The sequence below is a fragment of the Pollutimonas harenae genome (assembly GCF_004153685.1).
GTDB classification, from domain to species: Bacteria; Pseudomonadota; Gammaproteobacteria; order Burkholderiales; family Burkholderiaceae_B; genus Pusillimonas_C; species Pusillimonas_C harenae.
In genome coordinates this window covers 442,738-462,383 of the sequence record NZ_SDQD01000003.1, presented here as the reverse complement: position 1 = coordinate 462,383, position 19,646 = coordinate 442,738, and the positions used below count along the sequence as shown (strand labels likewise).

The window sequence follows — 19,646 nt, the reverse complement described above, 5'->3', positions numbered from 1 at the left end:
GTCTGTGAAAGTAGGTCATCGTCAGGCTCTTATTGAAAGAAAAACCCCCGCACTACTCGTGTGGGGGTTTTTTATTGCCCGCCAAAAACACAATACAATTCCCTCTTGTAAAATAGACGTTCTGTTTATTTCACCGCAGTTTTTTTGCGGCTGTTTTTTGGAGCTTATCGAATGACCCAGGCATATCCGCCAGAAGAAGGCAAGGGCTTGTCGATGCGTAATCTTACGCATCTTATCTATGGGCTGTTTGCAATAGGACTGCTTAGCGCCGGCTTTTTCGGCGTGGCAACAATAGCTGCCATTGTCCTGGCATACCTAAAACGCGGTGATGCCGCCGGCACGGTTTACGCCAATCATTTCGATTGGGTCATCAAGACATTCTGGTGGGGCTTGCTATGGATAGTACTCAGTGGGCTGGCCACGTTTATTTTCATAGGCTGGCTTACGGGCCTGATTGCTTTGGTCTGGATTGTGTATCGGCTCATCAAGGGCTGGCTGGCGCTGTTTTCAGGACAGGCTCCAGTTGCTGAGTATTAATCCCGCTTGACTGCGATCTTGTTACACTAAAAAAAAGCTGCCTCGACACCGAGGCAGCTTTTTTAGTATTTGTGCCAAGCTGCGCGGCTTAAGCTTGGAGCGCTTCAGGCGCGCATTTGTAGGTACTGTAGGGAGGCTGACGCCTCGCCTGTAGGATGGCTGGTTTGACTTATTTAAGATGTCCGCTGACGAGCTTGGTTAGCTCGAACATCGAGACCTGCTCTTTACCGAACAAAGGACGCAGTTTGTCATCTGCATTAATGTTGCGACGATTCTTGGGGTCTTGCAGGTCGTGTTTTTTGATGTAGTCCCAGATTTTCTTGGTGACTTCGGTGCGTGGGACTGCCTCGGGACCGATGATGGCAGCTAAGGTAGCACTAGGGGTAAGTGGCTTCATGAACGCCGCATTAGGCTTACGGGCGGGTTTCTCGGTTGTTGCCATAGAATAGGGCTCCTAACTGGGTTGAAAAGTACGATTCTACTGCAGCATACCGTGAGACTCCCCGAAAGGCCAAACAATTTATGCAAGTGGTCTCATGGGGCAGATGTGCTCAGCGTATGATACTGTGCTGATTTATTCTCTCTCAAGTCTGCTTTTTACCCTCAGGAGCGTCAATCCGATGTATGCCAGGAATGTGTTTGAAGCCATCAGCCTCTTTCATGATGAGCTGACTGCCTTGCGGCGCGACATTCATGCCCATCCTGAACTTGGTTTCAAAGAGCAGCGTACTTCGAATCTGGTGGCCAATAGCCTGACGGCGCTCGGATACGAGGTACACAGGCATATCGGCAAGACGGGGGTGGTAGGGGTGCTCGAGGGCCGGCAGAACACGAGTGGCCGAAGCATAGGCCTGCGAGCCGACATGGATGCGCTGCCTATCCTCGAGCAGAACGATGTTGGGCATGCCTCTACTTGTGCCGGCGTCATGCATGCCTGCGGCCATGACGGCCATACGGCGGTATTGCTGGGGGCTGCGCGCTATCTTGCAGAAACCCGTAACTTTGACGGCCGGGTGGTATTGATTTTTCAGCCGGCCGAAGAAGGACTCGGCGGGGCGCAGGCGATGCTCGACGACGGGCTGTTCGATCGCTTTCATTGCGACGCCATATACGGTCTGCATAACTGGCCAGGCTTGCCCGCCGGTATGATCGGGGTGAACCCGGGTCCCATGATGGCGGCCGCCGATCATTTCGAGATTCTCATCGAAGGCCGTGGCGGACATGGTGCCCACCCGTATCAGACCAACGATCCGGTGGTAATAGCCGCACAACTGATCACGGCGTTACAGACCGTGGTGTCGCGGAATGTGCCCGCGCCCGATGCAGCAGTCATTACCGTGGCTGCCGTCAACGCTGGCAGCTTGCCGGCCATGAACGTCATTCCGGGTCTTGCCCGCATGAGCGGCACGGTACGCACATTCAATCCTGTTGTGCAGGAGCAGGTCATCAAACGCATGCAGGAACTGGCGACGGGCATTGCATCGGCATTTGGTGCAAAGATCGAACTGAAATACCACCATTTGTTTCCAGCTACCGTGAATACTCCCGAGCATGCTGATTTTGTAGTGGATGTTGCCACGGAATTGTTTGGTGCCGATAAGGTCGTCCCTAACCTGGTGCCTTCCATGGGCTCAGAGGACTTTTCCTTTATGCTGCAGGAACGACCAGGTGCCTACTTCCGTCTTGGGCAGGGTGGCGCCGAGTCGGGACGCGTGCTGCATAGTCCGGCTTTCGACTTTAACGACGCGGTCATCCCTGTGGGTAGCGCCATGTTTTGCCGTTTAGTAGAGCGCAGCATGCCTTTAGCGACCAACAACTGATACCAACTGTTTCTTACACGACTCTTCCATGACCGACGCAATTGAAAACCTGACTATCACCCGCCCGGACGACTGGCATCTGCACTTACGCGATGGTGCTGTGCTGGACTCTGTCGTGGCGCATACGGCTCAACAATTTGCCCGAGCCATCATCATGCCCAACCTGAAGCCCCCTGTGACGACGACCGAGCTTGCGTTGGCCTATCGTGAGCGTATTGTTGCTGCGCTTGCCAGAGCCGGCGTGGAGCCGGGCCGATTCACACCGCTCATGACCTTGTACCTGACCGACAACACCAGTGCTGATGAAGTCCGTCGCGCCAGCGAGTCGGGCATGGTGCATGGCATCAAGCTATATCCCGCAGGAGCAACCACCAATTCGGATGCCGGGGTGACTGATTTGCTTGGCCGCTGTGCTACCGCGCTAGAGGCGATGCAGCGTAGCGGCATGCCGCTGCTGGTGCACGGAGAAGTCACTGATCCCGATGTCGATTTGTTCGACCGCGAAGCAGTATTCATAGAGCGCGTCATGCAGCCCTTGCGTCGGGCATTCCCCGAACTCAAGGTGGTCTTCGAGCATTTGACCACGCACGATGGCGTTCAATATGTACAGCAGGCCGATGGCCCGGTGGCCGCTACCATCACTGCGCATCATCTGCTGTACAACCGCAATGCCCTGTTTCAGGGAGGCGTGCGTCCTCACTGGTATTGTCTGCCGGTACTCAAGCGCGAAAAACACAGGCAGGCCTTGCTGGATGCGGCCACCAGCGGTTCGAGGCGTTTCTTTTTGGGCACTGATAGTGCACCTCACCCGAAAGGGCTTAAAGAGCATGCGTGTGGCTGTGCCGGATGCTATACCGCCTTGCACGCGATGGAGCTTTATGCCTCTGCCTTTGACTCTGTTGACAAGCTTGACCAGCTGGAAGCCTTTGCAAGCCTGAACGGCCCCGCATTTTATGGCTTGCCCGTGAATCCAGACAAACTGGTCTTGCAGCGCGCAAGCTACGTCATTCCTGAGGAGCTGCCGTTGGCAGGCTCTACCGTAGTGCCTCTGGCGGCAGGAGAATCACTGGGCTGGAAGGTTGTGACGAATTAAGCCGATCAGCTATCGTTCTTTTTTTCTTCCAATGCTTCCCAGCGTGCGAATAGTTTGTCGAGCTTATCTTCCAGGGCGTGCAGTTGCTCGTTGATCTGGATGACCTCATCCGGAGCATCACGATAAAGGCTGCCGTCCGCAAGCCGTTCAGTCAGTGCCGATTGCTCGGATTCCAGCTCGGCAATAGCATTGGGAATACCTTCCAGTTCGGTCAATTCCCAGGACGAGATGCGTGACTTTCGTGCGGGTTTGGGGCGTTCGGCAGCAGTTTCTTTCTTTTTGCTTTTTTCTTCAGCGGCTTCGGGTGGCATGGGACGCTGGGCTAGCCATTCGTCATAGCCGCCCACGTATTCCTGCCAGTGGCCATCGCCTTCCGCGGCAAGCGTCTGCGTAACGACGTTATTGAGAAACTCCCGATCGTGACTGACCAGTAAAACGGTGCCCGGATAGTTCTGGAGCAGTTCTTCGAGCAGCTCCAGGGTTTCTATGTCGAGATCGTTGGTGGGTTCGTCCAGTACCAATACATTGGTGGGACGGGCAAACATGCGGGCCAGCACCAGCCGCGCCCGTTCCCCGCCTGACAGGCTTTGCACCGGTGAGTGGGCACGGGCGGGCGAAAACAGGAAGTCTTCCAGGTAGCTCATGACATGCTTGCGTTGATCACCGATTTCAACCCACTCGCTGCCGGGATTGATGGTATCGACCAGCGTGGCGTTTTCATCCAGCTGGCTACGCATCTGGTCGAAATAGCCCACGGTAAGGTTGACACCCAGGCGCACCGTGCCGCTGGTGGGCTGTAGCTTGCCCAGGATGACTTTGAGCAGTGTGGTCTTGCCGGCGCCATTGGGGCCTATCAGTCCGATGCGGTCTTTGCGTAGAATCGTGGTCGACAGATCATCGATAATGGTGTTTTCGCCATAACGGTGTGTGACATGTTCCAGCTCGGCCACTAGTTTGCCGGAGCGTTGACCCTCGGCAACGGCCAGGTTGACATTGCCTTGCCGCTCTCGTCTAGAGAGACGTTCCCGGCGTAATTGTTCCAGGCGTCGCACGCGTCCCTCGTTGCGGGTGCGGCGTGCTTCTATGCCCTGGCGTATCCAGGCCTCTTCCTGCGCGAGCACCTTGTCGAACTTGGCGTTCTGCTGTTTCTCGGCTTCCAGCCATTCTGTTTTGCGTTGTTGCCATTGAGTGAAGTTGCCGGGAAAGCTGAAAAGCTGGCCGCGGTCGAGTTCGACAATACGCGTTGCCACGACATCAAGAAAACGTCGGTCGTGGGTGATGATAACCACGCTGCAAGAGGTGTTGAGCAGTAAGTTCTCCAGCCAGGCGATACCGGTGAAGTCCAGATGGTTGGTGGGCTCATCGAGCAGCAGCAGCTCGGGCTCGTCGGCCAGGGCCCTGGCCAGCGCTACACGTTTGCGATTGCCGCCAGACAGTCCGGCGATGCGAGCGTCCGGGTCCAGCCCCAGTTTTTCGAGTAGGGCTTGAACTCGTGATGGACGAGCCCAGTCCTCGCTTTCGGTGGTGTCTGGGCACAGGGTTTCGAAAATGTTCAGGCTGTTGTCCAGGTCAGGCTCCTGCTCTACCGTGGCGACCTTCAGCCCGCCAAGGCGCATCAGCTCTCCGTCATCCAGCAGTGTGCGGCCGTCCAGTACTTTCAGTAGGGAAGACTTGCCTGCGCCGTTGCGGCCAATCAGTCCTATGCGCTCGCCCGGTTGAATCGCAAAATCAGTATGGTCGAGAAGAGGGTGGTGCCCATAGGCAAGCTGGGCATTGCTCAGGGTAATCAGCGTGGTGGCAGCCATAAAAACAAAAACCTGTGTGCGCGAATCAAGAAAGACTCTATTGTCGCAGGTTACAATGCCTGCGTGAGGCAGGTTGGGCAATCGCGGTACTTTCGAGTATCGAGGAAGGTCCGGACTCCATAGGGCAGGGTAGCGGCTAACGGCCGTCCGGCAAGGGCTTGTGCGTGGCACAAGACCGAGCCGAGGAACAGGGCCACAGAGACGAGTCTGCCGCGAGGGCATGCATTGCATGCACCAGCACGGCTATCTCCGTGCTGAGCAGCCGGTTTACCGGTTGCTGCGCGGCAGGGTGAAACGCGGCAACCTCTACCCGGAGCAACATCAAATAGGCATGTGCAGGCTTCGGCCCGAGGGGCGGCTCGCTCCAGCATGCGGGTAGATGGCTAGAGTGACGCAGCAATGCGGCACCCAGAGGAATGATTGCCCGCCGGTTCTACCGGCGTACAGAATCCGGCCTACAGACCTGTCTCACCTCTTTCCTGCCCTGTAGGGCGTGCCCCCTCGCCTTACTTGTCAACAAATGCAAACAAATTCTCCCGGCATGCGTCTGTCTTCTGATAAAGGACTTGCAGTTGCTTCGCCAATTTCTTGATTTATCTACATATTTTTTTCTACAAACCTTAATAAAACAGCGCTAAGTGCTTGTTGTAATTGAAAAAATTGCAACTTTGCGCTTGACCTCTTGCAAGCTATCCCTTAGAGTGGGGAAAAGTAGGTTTTTGTGCAAAAAAGTGGGGAAAAAATCGTGTTTCAGGGCTGCAGTGCACTCACGCTAGATGCCAAGGGTCGGATGTCCATTCCGACCCGGCATCGTGACGCACTCGTTTCGCAGGTAGAAGGGCGTCTTACCCTGACCCGCCACCCTGATGGTTGTCTACTGGTTTATCCCCGTTCGGTTTGGGAGAAAAAGCGCGAGCAGATTGCGGCTTTCCCTATGCAGGCTCGTCCATTGCAGCGTCTTTTGCTGGGTAACGCACTTGATGTCGACATGGACGGCTCTGGCCGGATACTGGTCTCGCCCGAGCTGCGTACGGCAGCGGGCCTGACACGCGACGTCATGCTGTTAGGAATGGGTAGTCATTTCGAGTTGTGGGATAGCGCCGAGTGGGCGCGCCGCGAAGCCGAAGATCTGGCCAAAGGCATGCCTGAGGTCCTGGAAACCTTTTCATTCTGACCCCGACTATGGAGTTTTCGCATCGACCCGTACTGCTGGAGCCTACGGTTAACGCCCTCGTTGATCCTGGCTTTGGTGCCAAAGGCAAGCGCAGTCAGCTGCGGGAGGGCTCGTCGAAGTTGGCTGAAGGGGTATTTGTGGATGGAACCTTCGGCCGGGGTGGGCACAGTCGCTTGCTTTTGTCGCGTCTGGCGCCACAAGCGAAGCTGGTGGTTTTCGATAAGGACCCTGAAGCCATCGCTGTCGCTGAAGCCTTGCGACGTGAGGATGAAAGGGTAGTGGTAGTGCACAGTGGTTTTGCCGATATGCCGGCTCAGTTGCATGGCTTGGGCATCACCGCAGTCAACGGCGTCATGCTTGATCTGGGAATTTCATCTCCCCAGATTGACGATGCCAGCAGGGGTTTTTCGTTTATGCGAGAGGGTCCGCTGGATATGCGCATGGATACAAGCAGTGGGCTTACCGCTGCGCAATGGTTGGCTCAGGTCGACCAGGATGAACTAAAGGAGGTCATAGCTAAATATGGCGAAGAACGGTTTGCTTTCCAGATTGCAAAGGCGGTTATTGCTCGCCGCGAATCCAGGCCGCTGCGTACAACGCTCGACCTCGCCGAGCTCGTCGCCAGTGTTGTCCGTACGCGCGAAAAGGGTCAACACCCGGCCACCCGCAGCTTTCAAGCTATACGGATTCACATCAATCAAGAGCTCCAGGAGCTCGCGCTCGCCCTCGCGGCAGTTTTAAAAGTCTTGGCCCCAGGAGGGCGTTTGGCAGTGATCAGTTTTCATTCTCTTGAAGATCGTATGGTCAAGCAATGCATCGCAGCGGCATCCCGGCCCGCGGCGGTGCATGCGCGCCTGCCCATTCTCGAGAAAGACATGCCGCAGCCCATATTGAATTCCCTGGGGCGTATATTGCCCGCAGAGCAGGAGTCCAAAGAAAATGTTCGTGCCCGGTCTGCGGTGCTGAGAGTGGCCGAACGTACTGCTACACCCTTGCCGCCCGATCAGGGCGCGTCGTTTATTACGGCTATGAATCTGGTGTCCGGCTCAGCCCGGCAGCACGCCAGAAAGGGGCGCAAGTAATGGGCCGTCTGATCATTATTTGCGCAGTCTTGCTGATGTTGTCGGCGCTTTCCCTGGTCACTGCCCGTTTTCAGTCCCGCGAATTATTTGTTCAGGTTGATCGTCTGGAGGATAAGGCCAGAGATCTGGATACCGACTGGCGTCGTTTGCAGCTCGAGCGTGCCGAATTGGCCCGTAATGCCCGCATCGACGAAATAGCACGCCAGGATTTGAAAATGGTATCGACCTCGCCTGACATGACCTTGTATATAAAAGGTGTTGCCAGCAATGTGGCCCAACCTTCCGCCAGCGGGAGTCAGCCATGAAACGCGTACGGTTCTTCGACAGCCCGGTCCTGAGCGTGCAAATGCCCTTGTGGCGTTCGCGTCTGGTGCTGATTCTGCTTACGCTGGGGTTTGTTGCGCTGGGTGGCAAGGCTTTGTATCTGCAGGGGCTGTCCACCGAGTTTTTGCAGCAACAGGGCGAGCGCCGTTATGAACGTACCCTGGTCTTGCCGGCAACTCGTGGCAAGATTTTTGATCGTAGTGGTTCGGTGGTGCTGGCATCCAGTGTGCCGGTGCGCGCCATTTGGGCCATTCCCGAAGACACGCGTAAGGCAACAGACCAACAGATCAAGCAAGTTGGTGAATTACTGGGCATGTCGATCAAGGATATCAAGGGCAGACTGATCGACGATGAAAAGAATTTTGTCTACGTCAAGCGTCAGGTGTCGGTCGATATTGCAGAGCAGATCAAGGCGTTGAAGGTACCAGGCTTCCATCAGCAGATGGAAATGCGCCGTTTCTACCCCGAAGGCGATATCGCTGCGCATGTGATCGGATTTACAAATATCGAAGACAAAGGCCTGGAAGGCGTGGAACTGGCCTTCAATGAGGCACTGTCGGGCCAGCCCGGGTCGCGTAATGTCATCAAGGATCGCCTCGGTCGAGTGATTGAGGATGTGCGGGCTATCGTGCCGCCGGTCGACGGCCAGGACTTGATGCTATCGATAGATAGCGGGCTGCAGTTTGATTTGTACGCGGCGCTGAAGAAGGCCTTGGCTGAGCATAAGGCCAAGGCGGCTGCCGGGGTCGTGCTCGATACGCGTACCGGCGAGGTGCTGGCCCTGGTCAATCTGCCCACCTACGATCCCAATGACCGCGATGATCGTAAAGGAGCAGCATTACGTAATCGGGCGATGACCGATACGTTCGAGCCGGGCTCAATCATGAAGCCGTTTACCGCGGCTCTGGCGCTTGATATCAATCGTATTACCACCTCTACCTTGTTTGATACCGGCAATGGCCGCTATCGTTATCAAGGCTCCACGATTTCCGACGTGAGTCGCAATGGCACGCTGAACGTGGCGGGCATATTGCGGCGCTCAAGTAATATCGGAATGACCATGATCTCGGAGCAACTGACTTCGCAAGAGATGTGGAACAACTTTACCCGGCTGGGTTTCGGTCGTGCGCCGCAAACGAATTTCCCGGGCATGGCCTCCGGCCGGCTGCGACCCTGGGATCGTTGGCGGCCCATAGAACGCGCCACTATGGCATACGGCTATGGCATGTCGGTGTCGCTGCTGCAAATCGCGCATGCCTATACCACTTTTGCCCGTAATGGCGACATGGTGTCTTTGACCTTGCTCAAGCGCTCGGGCAAACCAACCAGTGTGCAAATTTATTCGCCCAAAGTGACGGGCCAGATTCGTTCCATGCTGGAAGCGGCAGCGGGCCCAGATGGGGCCAAGCTGGCGCAGGTGCAAGGCTACCGGGTAGCTGGCAAGAGCGGCACGGCAAGAAAAATTGTGGATGGCAAATACAGCACTTCGCTTTATCGCAGCTCATTTGTCGGGTTTGCTCCGGTCTCGGATCCCCGCATAGTGGTGGCCGTAACCATAGACGAACCTCATTCGAATGGCTATTACGGTGGCCGTGTCGCGGCGCCTGTGTTCTCCAGTGTGGTGGCCAGCAGCTTGCGTCGTCTGGGCGTACAGCCTGACGCGCCTATCGAGTCGCTGGTGGCAAGCAGTGTGAATGGGGAGCGGCAGCCATGAAGCCCATGGACGTACAAGATATTCTTTCATGGTTGGGCCGGCACGTATCGTCTGAGGCGAAGCTGTGCCTGGATACCCGGCAACTGGCTGCCGGAGACGTATTTTTTGCTTGCGCCGGTCTGGCTGGCGATGGGCGCGATTATATTGGGCAGGCTGTTGAAGCGGGTGCTGCAGCGATTGTGATGCAGGGCGATGGCCGTGCCGACGCCGTGCCCGAGCTTGCTGTGCCGGTACTCGCGGTGCCCAAGCTGCCTGAGCAGTTGGGCTCTATTGGACATCTTTGGTATGGTCGGCCGTCAGAAGCCATGTCTGTAGTGGCTGTCACCGGCACAAACGGCAAGACCAGTTGCGTGCAATGGCTGGCCGCGGCCCTGAACGCCGAGGGCACCCCTTGCGGAACCATAGGCACCCTGGGGGTGACGCTGCCCAATGGCAATAATCTTGGCGGCATGCTGACCACGCCGGACGTCTTGAGCATGCATCGCAGTCTGGCTGACATGCATGCTGCAGGCGCACAGGTTGTGGCCCTTGAGGCTTCGTCCATAGGGCTGGATCAGGGGCGCCTCGACCAGGTGTGCATAGCGATTGCGGCATTCACCAACCTGACGCACGACCATCTTGATTATCACGGCACACTGGACAACTACCAGCGCGCCAAGTTTGCCTTGTTCGCCTGGCCAAGCCTGCGCGGCGCAGTGATAAATATTGATGACCCCGCCGGCAAGACGCTGGCGTCCAGCTTGTCGCCAAGCACAACACTGGCTTATTCGGTTTCCGGCGATGAGGCTGCTGCGGTGCAGGCGCAGGATATCCATGCCGGTCGCTATGGCCTGGTGTTCAACGTCGTTACGCGCGATGGCGCCGTGCAACTGCTCACCCGGCTTGTCGGCGAGCACAATGTAGCCAACTTGCTGCTGGTTACGGGCGTGCTGCAGCAACTGGGCTGGGATCTGTCCCGTATTGCCCGGGTTCTGGCAACGCTCCGCTCTGTTGAAGGGCGCTTGCAGGTCGTGGAAGCCTTGGGTGCCGCCGGTGCGGCACATGGTCAGGCCATGGTGGTGGTTGACTACGCTCATACGCCCGATGCCTTGGAGCGTGCACTGTTGGCCCTGCGTGAGGTTGCCCGCGTACGTGGTGGCAGGCTGATATGCGTATTTGGTTGCGGCGGAAGTCGTGACCGCAGCAAGCGGCCCATGATGGGACGCATTGCCAGTGAGCAGGCCGACGAGGTCATACTGACCAACGATAATCCACGTCTTGAAGATCCGCTGGACATCATCGAGCAGATCAAGGCGGGTATGTCGATTGTGCCGCGAGTCGAACCGGACCGCGCTCAGGCGATTTTGTCGTGCATCTGGGCAGCCGATGTGCACGATGTTGTGCTACTGGCGGGTAAGGGTCATGAAACGTATCAAGAGTTTCAGGGTCGGCGCGTACCGTTCGACGACCGCGAGTGGGTTCGATTTGCCTTATCGTGGCAACAAGGGCTGAGTATCTCGACTGATACCCGTAGTATTGCCAAGGGTCAGCTCTTTGTTGCCCTGAAGGGTGACACCTTCGACGGACATGCTTACCTGTCGACCGCGCTTGAGGCTGGTGCTTGCGCTGCGATGGTCGACCAGAGGGATGCAGCCGTAGCACTGTCGCAGTTTGTGCTGGGCGATACGCGCCAGGCTCTGATACGCATCAGCACGACCTGGCGTCGCCAGCACGATTTGCCTGTGGTGGCGGTAACCGGCAGCAATGGTAAAACCACAACCAAAGAGATGATTGCCTCCATCTTCAGGCAGTCGCCGGGTGAGGATGCGAGCCTGGCGACCCGCGGCAATCTGAATAACGATATCGGCGTGCCGTTGACGGTGCTGCGCTTGAACCGCCAGCATCGTGCCGCCGTGCTCGAGCTGGGTATGAACCATCCTGGCGAAATCTCATTGCTGGCAGGTATTGCCCAGCCTACCGTTGCCTTGGTCAACAATGCTCAGCGAGAGCACCAGGAATTCATGCTCACGGTCGAGGCGGTGGCTCGCGAGAACGGAACGGTCATCGATATGCTGCCAGCGGACGGCATTGCGGTGTTTCCGGGCGACGACACTTATTCTGATTTATGGGCCGAACTGGCCGGCCAACGCAAAGTACTGCGTTTTGGGTTCTCGCCAGAGTTCGATGTACATGCTGACCAGATTCACGCCGAACCCAGCCGTACGGTATGCCGCATTCATACGCCATCGGGCAGTGCAACGCTTACATTGGCCTCGCCAGGCGTGCACAACCTGCGCAATGCGCTTGCTGCGGCGGCGTGCGCTTTCGCCACCGGAGTATCCCTGGACGGCATAGTGCAGGGACTGGAGGCGTTTAATCCAGTGTCGGGACGCATGCAGCCGCACGCATTGGCGGGCGGCTACCAGCTCATAGATGACACTTACAATGCCAATCCAGATTCGGTTCGTGCGGCCATCGATGTGCTGGCGGAGCTGGATGGCAAGCGTGTACTGGTGCTGGGTGATATGGGCGAGGTCGGGGCCAACGGCGATGCTATGCATGCCGAGGTCGGGGCCTATGCTCATGAACGCGGGGTTGATGTTTTGCTGGCTTTTGGTACGGCCTGTGTGCATGCCGTTCAGGCCTTTGGAGCAGGGGCACAGTCCTTTGCTTCCATTGAGGCGCTGAATAGCCACTTAGTGAAAGAAATGCCTGCTCATATCCTGGTGAAAGGGTCGCGCAGCACACGCATGGAGCGTGTTGTTCGTGCCCTTGAACAAGAACTCGACCATCACGAAGAAGGGGTACGCCATGCTACTTGAACTGGCACGCTGGCTATCCGATGCGCACATCAGCGCGTTTGGCGTCTTCGAATACATTACTTTTCGCGCCGTGCTTGCTTGTGGCACCGCCTTACTGATTGGCCTGTTTGCCGGTCCCTGGGTCATACGCAGGCTGACTGAGCTCAAGATAGGTCAGGCCGTCCGGGCATACGGGCCCGAGTCGCATCTCCAGAAAAATGGCACGCCAACCATGGGTGGCGCGCTGATCCTGATCTCCATCGGTGTCAGTACCTTGATGTGGGCGGACTGGACCAACCGTTTCGTATGGGTCGTCTTGATGGTGACCTTTGGCTTTGGCTGGATAGGCTGGGCCGACGACTACAAGAAAGTCGTCAACCGTGATCCCGAAGGCATGTCGTCCCGGCGCAAGTTTTTCTGGCAGGCGCTGATTGGCATCGTGGCCTCGGTGTATTTGACCTTTGCTGTATCGGCTCCGGCCAATGCTGATCTCTGGCCACTGTTTCGCGACTGGGTACTGAGTGGCTTTACCATGCCTTTGCCTACCCGGGCAGACTTGATCGTGCCTTTCTTCAAGAGTGTCAGCTATCCGCTGGGTGTATTTGGCTTTGTAGCCTTGACCTGGCTGGTCATCGTTGGCTCCAGCAATGCTGTAAACCTGACCGATGGACTGGATGGTCTGGCCATCATGCCGACCGTCATGGTGGGTAGCGCCCTGGGTATTTTTGCCTACGTGGTCGGTCGTGTCGACTACTCCAAGTATCTGCTTTTTCCTTATATACCGGGTGCGTCCGAGCTGATGGTGTTGTGCGCCGCCATTGCTGGCGCGGGACTGGCCTTCTTGTGGTTCAACGCTTATCCGGCACAAGTATTCATGGGTGATGTGGGCGCGCTGGCCCTGGGTGGCGCGCTGGGCACGATAGCAGTGATCGTGCGTCAGGAAATCGTCCTGTTCATCATGGGAGGCGTGTTCGTGGTCGAGACGCTGTCAGTGATGTTGCAGGTGACCTGGTTCAAGTACACCAAAAAACGCTATGGCGAGGGGCGGCGAATATTCCGTATGGCGCCGCTGCACCATCATTTTGAAGTGACTGGCTGGAAAGAAACACAAGTGGTTGTCCGTTTCTGGATCATCAGCATGATGCTGGTGCTTATTGGTTTGGCAAGTTTGAAACTACGATGAATACGATGTCTTTTCCTTCGTTGCGCGTCGATGGCCTGACCCTGATTTTAGGGTTGGGCGAGACGGGCCTCGCTGCGGCACTATGGTGTGCCCGGCAGGGCGCGCGCTTGCGAGTGCTTGATACACGAGCCGAGCCGGGGGGATTGCAGGCCTTGCAACAGGCGCTGGACGCTGGCAAGGTAGATTATCGGCTTGGGCCGAATGCGTTGGCGGAAGATGCATTGCAGGGCGTACATACCATTGTGCTCAGTCCTGGACTATCTCCGCTGCAGTCTCCGGTCAGCGAGTTTTTGGCCTTGGCCGCGCAGCACGATATTGATGTCGTCGGCGAAATCGAGTTGTTTGCCCGGGCCCTGGCCGATATGGCCGGGCAAGGCTATCAGCCCAAAGTGCTTGCCGTGACAGGCACCAACGGCAAGACCACAGTAACCGCCATGACACGCCAGCTGGTGCAGGCCGGCGGCCATACGGTCAAAGCCGCAGGCAACATCAGCCCGGCGGGCCTGACCGCCCTGAGCGACGCACTGGAGGCCGATGATCTTCCAGAGGTCTGGGTGCTGGAGCTTTCCAGCTTTCAGCTGGAGTCTGTACATACCCTCAGGCCTGATGCCGCCGTGGTGTTGAACGTCACGCAAGATCATCTGGACTGGCATGGGTCCATGCAGGCTTATGCGGCAGCCAAGGCGCGTCTGCTGAACATGTCACGTGTAGCCATTGTGAATCGCGACGATCCTCTGGTCATGGCCATGGTAGATAAAGTCGAGGCGCAGTCAGTACGCAGCTTTGGGCACGACATGCCTGTTTATGAGGGCGACCTGGGCCTGGAGCGTAGTCACGACATGCTTTGGCTGGTCGCGGCGGAAGCGACTGACTTTGAGTTGCCTACAGCACCGACGAGGCGCAAGAAAGCCGTAGCCGAACCGCCACGCCCAGAGGGCCGGTCCACACGCCTGATTCCCGCCGATGCCCTGCGTGTGCGTGGCCAGCACAATGCCTTGAATGCGCTGGCCGCCCTGGCCCTGGCTCGCAGCCTGGGTTTGGGTTGGGCGGCGATGCTGCATGCCTTGCGCGACTACGCGGGCGAGGCGCACCGCACAGAGTATGTGCGCACAGTGGGCGGGGTCGATTTCATCAATGACAGCAAAGGCACGAATGTTGGCGCTGCTGTCGCAGCGCTTGATGGCATGGGTGCTCCTGTAGTGTTAATTGCGGGCGGTTTGGGCAAAGGGCAGGATTTCTCCCCCTTGGCGGCGGCAGTGCGTGCGCATGCCCGTGCGGTCATCCTGATTGGGCAAGACGCTGGGCTGATTGGGCAGGCGCTTGTGGAAACGGGTGTGCCGATCGAACAGTCCGCCGACCTGGGGCTAGCGGTTGGCCGCAGTATGGAGCTTGCTCAGCCGGGTGATACGGTGTTGCTGTCTCCTGCCTGCGCCAGCATGGATATGTTCCGTAATTACGGTCATCGGGGCAGTTGCTTTGTGGATGAAGTGCAGGAACTGGCCTTGAGCCGTGGGGAGGTGGCATGAGTCTATTCACCGAACTGACTTCCAGCGTCAATGCCGTGCGGCCCGGACGCACGACCATGCCCAGCATCGATGTGTCTTTATTGGTGGTTGCGTTCGCTCTGGCTTTGTTTGGCTTGCTTATGGTGTATTCGGCCTCTATTGCGCTGGCCGATGGCCCGCGCTACGAAAGCTATGGCCGCTACTATTTCGTCATACGCCATGGCGTGTTTATGCTGACGGGTCTGTTGGCCGCCTTGTTCGCGGCCAGCATACCCATGAAGCTATGGCAAAAACTCGCCGTGCCGCTGTTTCTGTTGTGCCTACTGTTGCTGGTGGTGGTGCTGATCCCCGGAATAGGGCGTGAGGTCAATGGGGCTCGACGCTGGTTGTCCCTGGGTGTTGTCAATTTTCAGCCGTCCGAGCTGATGAAGGTGGCTGTGCTGTTGTATGCGGCTGACTATACCGTGCGCAAGCAGGAATACATGCAGAACTTCATGCGAGGCTTTCTGCCCATGGCGTTTGCGCTGGCGGTGGTGGGTATGGTTTTGCTGATGGAGCCCGATCTTGGGGCTTTCATGGTGATTGTCGCCATAGCGGTGGGCATTTTGTTTATCGGCGGCATCAATGGCAAGCTGTTCTCGATATTGCTGGGCATTATGGTCAGCAGCTTCCTCGTGCTGATCTGGGCTTCACCGTGGCGCCGCGAACGTCTCTTTGTGTACCTCGATCCCTGGAATCCTGACAATGCCTATGGCAGCGCCTATCAGTTGTCTCATTCATTGATAGCCTTGGGGCGCGGCGAATGGTTTGGCGTGGGTCTGGGCGCCAGTGTCGAAAAGTTGCACTATCTGCCTGAGGCGCATACCGATTTTATTGTGGCGGTTATTGGTGAAGAGCTCGGATTCGTCGGGGTGGCTTGCCTGATCAGCTTGTTTGTTTTCCTGGTCTGGCGTGGTTTCGAGATAGGTCGTCAGGCTTTCGCAATGGAGCGCATTTTCAACGGTCTGGTGGCACAGGGCGTGGCCCTGTGGTTTGGCGTGCAGTCCTTCATCAACATAGGCGTATGCCTGGGCTTGCTGCCTACGAAGGGCCTGACCTTGCCGATGGTGAGCTACGGCGGGAGCGGTATCGTCATGAACTGTGTTGCCATGGCACTGCTGTTTCGCGTCGACTTCGAAAACCGCAACATGATGCGAGGTAAACGGACATGAGCATACCGACCTTGTTGATCATGGCTGGTGGTACGGGCGGACACATTATGCCGGGGCTGGCAGTGGCGCATGAAATGAAAGCACGCGGTTGGCAAGTGCTGTGGCTGGGACATCCCGAACGCATGGAAGGGCGTCTGGTACCGCCACAAGGCTTTGAACTGTTGCCTTTACGGTTTTCCGGCGTTCGGGGAAAAGGTCTGTTGGCCTTGCTCAAGCTGCCTTTCACCTTGGGCCGGGCCGGCTGGCAGGCCCATCGTCTGTTGGCACGTGTCCGTCCAGACGTTGTGTTGGGCATGGGCGGCTATGTGGCCTTTCCTGGTGGTGTGGCGGCGTCCTTGCATCGCATTCCGCTGGTTATCCACGAGCAGAACGCCGTGGCGGGGACCGCCAATCGCTGGCTGGCTAAACTGGCCAGCAAAGTGCTGGTTGGATTTCCTGGTGCCCTGCCTGGCGCGGTTATGGTGGGCAATCCAGTGCGCAAGGCGCTTGTCCAGGTCACACCCGCACCCGAGCGCTATCAGGCCAGGCAGGGTGTTTTGCGTCTGCTGGTTGTAGGAGGCAGCCTGGGCGCTGCAGCCCTGAATAATATTGTGCCCAAGGCGCTAGGACAGCTAAGCGCCGCCGAGCGGCCTATTGTGACGCACCAGTCGGGTGAGAAGCATTTGGCTTCCTTGCGCGCTGAGTATGAAAAACACGGCGTGCATGCAGTGTGCCACGCTTTTATTGACGATATGGCGCATGCTTTGTCGGATGCTGACCTGGTTATCTGCCGGGCTGGAGCAATGACAGTGGCGGAAGTCGCTGCGGTAGGCGTGGCGGCGCTGTTTGTGCCGCTGCCGCATGCCATTGATGATCACCAGACGGCCAATGCACGCTACCTGAGCGAATGCCAGGGGGCGTGGTTGCAGAAGCAGTCCGGCTTGACGGTTGACTGGCTGGCCGACTGGTTGCGCAAGGCAAGCCGGCCGGCCTTGGCCGCTGTTGCCACCCATGCGCACGAGCATGCCTGCCTGAACGCGACCGGTCAAATCGCCGATGCATGCGAACAAGCTGTCAGGAGGCAGGCATGAAGCATCGTATACAAAGCATACATTTCGTTGGCATAGGTGGTTCCGGCATGAGCGGGATTGCCGAGGTCTTGCTGAACCTGGGATATTCGATCAGTGGTTCAGATATCCAAGAGACCAACGTAACACGCCGCCTGGCCGGATTGGGCGCACGTATTTCCATTGGGCATGATGCTGCCAATATCAAAGGTGCAGGAGCCATCGTAACCTCCACAGCGGTGTCAGCAGACAACCCCGAAGTGCTGGCCGCGCGTGCCGCGCGCATACCCGTCGTGCCGCGCGCACTCATGCTGGCTGAACTCATGCGCTTGAAGCGCGGGATTGCGGTGGCGGGTACGCATGGCAAAACCACGACTACCAGTCTGGTTGCCAGCGTGCTGGCAGCCGGTGACCTGGATCCTACTTTTGTAATTGGCGGCCGGCTGAACTCGGCAGGCGCGAATGCCCGCCTGGGGCAGGGCGAATTCATTGTGGTGGAGGCTGATGAGTCGGATGCTTCATTCCTGAATCTGTTGCCGGTGATGTGCATCATCACGAATATCGATGTCGATCACATGGATACCTATGGCCATGATGTGGCCCGGCTTAAAAGTGCTTTCATTGAATTTACGCAGCGTCTGCCTTTCTATGGCACGGCGGTACTTTGCAGCGACGACCCGAACGTACGCGAGATCATTCCCTTTGTATCGAGGCCAGTCACGACCTACGGCATAAGCTCCGAAGCGCAGGTGCGTGCCTTGAACGTCAGGGCCGAAGGCACATTGATGCACTTCGATGTGCAGCGCCAGGGCGTCACGGGTGCTCTGCCTCCGATGACGGTCAGTTTGAACCTGCCTGGCCATCACAATGTGCTCAATGCTCTGGCTGCCATCGCGGTGGCCACAGAGCTGGGTGTGCCGGATGCCGCTATTGTTGAGTCGCTTGCAGCCTTTAACGGTGTTGGACGACGTTTTACCCAAGTGGGTGATTTTCCTGTGGCCGAGCAGTACGGTGCTGGCACATATACCGTGATCGATGATTACGGGCATCATCCGGTCGAGATGGCCGCGACGCTTGCTGCCGCCCGTGGCGCATGGCCTGATCGTCGTATTGTGCTGGCGTTTCAGCCGCATCGCTACACACGCACACGCGATTGCTTCGAAGACTTTGTACGCATACTCGGTCAGGCTGACGCCGTACTGTTGACCGACGTCTATCCGGCAGGAGAACACGCTCTGATCGCAGCAGACGGACGGGCTCTGACCAGGGCACTTAGGGTGGCCGGCAAGGTCGAACCGGTTTTTGTCGAGGATGTGGCAGAACTGCCCCAGGCCATACGTGATTTTGCTCGAGATGGCGATGTTGTAGTGATTATGGGTGCAGGATCCATCAGCCGAGTGCCCGGGCAATTAGGAGAAACAGCGTGAATGGAACGTATGGCCGTGTAGGTGTTCTGTATGGAGGCCGCTCCGCCGAGCGGGAGGTTTCCCTGATGTCGGGCCAGGGCGTGTGCGAGGCATTGCGAAGCGCGGGGGTCGATGCACATTTGTTCGACACGGGACGCTACACGCTGGTCGACCTGATCAACGCTGGTTTCGATCGTGTGTTTATTGCGCTGCATGGGCGTTATGGTGAAGACGGAACACTGCAGGGCGCGCTGGAGCTGATGGGTTTGCCATATACCGGCAGCGGCACATTGGCATCGTCACTGGCCATGGATAAGATCATGACCAAACTGGTGTGGCTGCAGCAAGGACTGCCTACGCCCGAGTATGCCGTCCTGAGGCCGGACACCGATCTGGCCGCTGTGGCAGCCACACTGGGTTTACCCCTGATTATCAAGCCGCCGCACGAAGGTTCTACGCTGGGTGTTACCAAGGTTGGTGCGCTGGATGAGCTGCGCGAGGCGTATAAGCTGGCCGCCAGATACGATGACGACGTGTTGGCGGAACAGTTCATCACTGGTCGTGAACTAACCGTTGCCGTGCTGGGCAGCGGCAAATCGACGCGGGCGCTGCCTGTGATCGAGATCGTGGCGCCCGATGGCAATTACGACTATGAGCACAAATATATATCCAACGATACCCAATACATATGTCCGGCGAAGCTCGATGACGCCCTGAGCGCTTCCATACTCGAGATTGCCGAGCAGGCCTATATGGCGCTCGGTTGCGATGGCTGGGGCCGCGCCGACTTCATGCTGGATGAGGCAGGCAAGCCGTGGTTGCTCGAAATAAATACCTCCCCAGGCATGACCAGCCATTCATTGGTGCCCATGGCGGCCAGGGCGGATGGCATGAGCTATACCGAGTTGTGCCTGGAAATTTTGTCAACGGCCAGCTGCAAAGTGCTGGCCCCGTCCGCGGCCTAAG

At 57.5% G+C, this 19,646-nt stretch carries 16 protein-coding genes and 1 other RNA gene; 15 read left to right on the top strand and 2 right to left on the bottom strand.

Annotated elements, in window-relative coordinates; translation table 11 throughout:
- The first annotated feature begins 171 nt into the window (after positions 1-171).
- Complete coding sequence (locus ERD84_RS14810) at positions 172-537, top strand: DUF4870 family protein (protein WP_130040429.1); 366 nt, start codon at positions 172-174, stop codon at positions 535-537.
- A gap of 169 nt (positions 538-706) precedes the next feature.
- Here ERD84_RS14810 and ERD84_RS14805 read toward each other — a convergent pair whose 3' ends face one another.
- Positions 707-979, bottom strand: coding sequence for an SWIB/MDM2 domain-containing protein (locus tag ERD84_RS14805; RefSeq protein ID WP_013744750.1), 273 nt, complete (start codon positions 977-979; stop codon positions 707-709).
- Positions 980-1,157: 178 nt separating this feature from the next.
- Here ERD84_RS14805 and ERD84_RS14800 point away from each other — a divergent pair, with 178 nt between their 5' ends.
- Together ERD84_RS14800 and pyrC are read left to right on the top strand one after the other, a co-directional pair.
- Positions 1,158-2,357 carry a M20 aminoacylase family protein gene (locus tag ERD84_RS14800; RefSeq protein WP_130040428.1) on the top strand — a complete coding sequence of 400 codons (1,200 nt, stop codon included), beginning with the start codon at positions 1,158-1,160 and terminating at the stop codon, positions 2,355-2,357.
- 28 nt (positions 2,358-2,385) lie between these two features.
- Complete coding sequence (pyrC, locus tag ERD84_RS14795) at positions 2,386-3,450, top strand: dihydroorotase (RefSeq protein ID WP_130040427.1); 1,065 nt, start codon at positions 2,386-2,388, stop codon at positions 3,448-3,450.
- Between the two features lie 5 nt (positions 3,451-3,455).
- On the opposite strand, the gene ERD84_RS14790 is transcribed toward pyrC, so the two are convergent.
- Positions 3,456-5,255, bottom strand: a complete 1,800-nt coding sequence (locus ERD84_RS14790; RefSeq protein WP_130040426.1) for an ATP-binding cassette domain-containing protein — start codon at positions 5,253-5,255, stop codon at positions 3,456-3,458.
- Between the two features lie 65 nt (positions 5,256-5,320).
- Here ERD84_RS14790 and rnpB point away from each other — a divergent pair.
- The 12 genes from rnpB (at position 5,321) to ERD84_RS14730 (ending at position 19,645) form a co-directional block, all read left to right on the top strand.
- An RNA gene (gene rnpB / locus ERD84_RS14785) (RNase P RNA component class A) lies at positions 5,321-5,729 on the top strand.
- Positions 5,730-6,000: 271 nt separating this feature from the next.
- On the top strand, positions 6,001-6,429 hold the full coding sequence (gene mraZ / locus ERD84_RS14780) for a division/cell wall cluster transcriptional repressor MraZ (protein ID WP_130040453.1): 429 nt from the start codon (positions 6,001-6,003) through the stop codon (positions 6,427-6,429).
- Positions 6,430-6,437: 8 nt separating this feature from the next.
- Positions 6,438-7,511: a 16S rRNA (cytosine(1402)-N(4))-methyltransferase RsmH gene (gene rsmH, locus ERD84_RS14775; protein WP_130040425.1), complete on the top strand. Its 1,074-nt coding sequence runs from the start codon at positions 6,438-6,440 to the stop codon at positions 7,509-7,511.
- Complete coding sequence (ftsL, locus tag ERD84_RS14770; RefSeq protein ID WP_130040424.1) at positions 7,511-7,816, top strand: cell division protein FtsL; 306 nt, start codon at positions 7,511-7,513, stop codon at positions 7,814-7,816. Before rsmH ends, ftsL begins: the two co-directional genes overlap by 1 nt.
- Positions 7,813-9,549, top strand: a complete 1,737-nt coding sequence (locus ERD84_RS14765; protein ID WP_130040423.1) for a peptidoglycan D,D-transpeptidase FtsI family protein — start codon at positions 7,813-7,815, stop codon at positions 9,547-9,549. The genes ftsL and ERD84_RS14765 overlap by 4 nt, the downstream gene beginning before the upstream one ends.
- Positions 9,546-12,350, top strand: coding sequence for a bifunctional UDP-N-acetylmuramoyl-L-alanyl-D-glutamate--2,6-diaminopimelate ligase MurE/UDP-N-acetylmuramoyl-tripeptide--D-alanyl-D-alanine ligase MurF (gene murF / locus ERD84_RS14760; RefSeq protein WP_130040422.1), 2,805 nt, complete (start codon positions 9,546-9,548; stop codon positions 12,348-12,350). The genes ERD84_RS14765 and murF overlap by 4 nt, the downstream gene beginning before the upstream one ends.
- On the top strand, positions 12,340-13,512 hold the full coding sequence (gene mraY, locus ERD84_RS14755; protein WP_130040421.1) for a phospho-N-acetylmuramoyl-pentapeptide-transferase: 1,173 nt from the start codon (positions 12,340-12,342) through the stop codon (positions 13,510-13,512). Before murF ends, mraY begins: the two co-directional genes overlap by 11 nt.
- On the top strand, positions 13,509-15,038 hold the full coding sequence (gene murD, locus ERD84_RS14750; protein ID WP_130040420.1) for a UDP-N-acetylmuramoyl-L-alanine--D-glutamate ligase: 1,530 nt from the start codon (positions 13,509-13,511) through the stop codon (positions 15,036-15,038). Before mraY ends, murD begins: the two co-directional genes overlap by 4 nt.
- Positions 15,035-16,228: a putative lipid II flippase FtsW gene (gene ftsW, locus ERD84_RS14745; RefSeq protein WP_130040419.1), complete on the top strand. Its 1,194-nt coding sequence runs from the start codon at positions 15,035-15,037 to the stop codon at positions 16,226-16,228. Before murD ends, ftsW begins: the two co-directional genes overlap by 4 nt.
- Positions 16,225-17,298: an undecaprenyldiphospho-muramoylpentapeptide beta-N-acetylglucosaminyltransferase gene (gene murG / locus ERD84_RS14740; RefSeq protein ID WP_130040418.1), complete on the top strand. Its 1,074-nt coding sequence runs from the start codon at positions 16,225-16,227 to the stop codon at positions 17,296-17,298. The genes ftsW and murG overlap by 4 nt, the downstream gene beginning before the upstream one ends.
- Entirely contained in the window at positions 17,295-18,701 is a 1,407-nt protein-coding gene (gene murC, locus ERD84_RS14735) for a UDP-N-acetylmuramate--L-alanine ligase (RefSeq protein WP_130040417.1), read from the top strand. The genes murG and murC overlap by 4 nt, the downstream gene beginning before the upstream one ends.
- Positions 18,698-19,645 carry a D-alanine--D-alanine ligase gene (locus ERD84_RS14730; RefSeq protein ID WP_130040416.1) on the top strand — a complete coding sequence of 316 codons (948 nt, stop codon included), beginning with the start codon at positions 18,698-18,700 and terminating at the stop codon, positions 19,643-19,645. The genes murC and ERD84_RS14730 overlap by 4 nt, the downstream gene beginning before the upstream one ends.
- The last annotated feature ends 1 nt before the right edge of the window (position 19,646 follow it).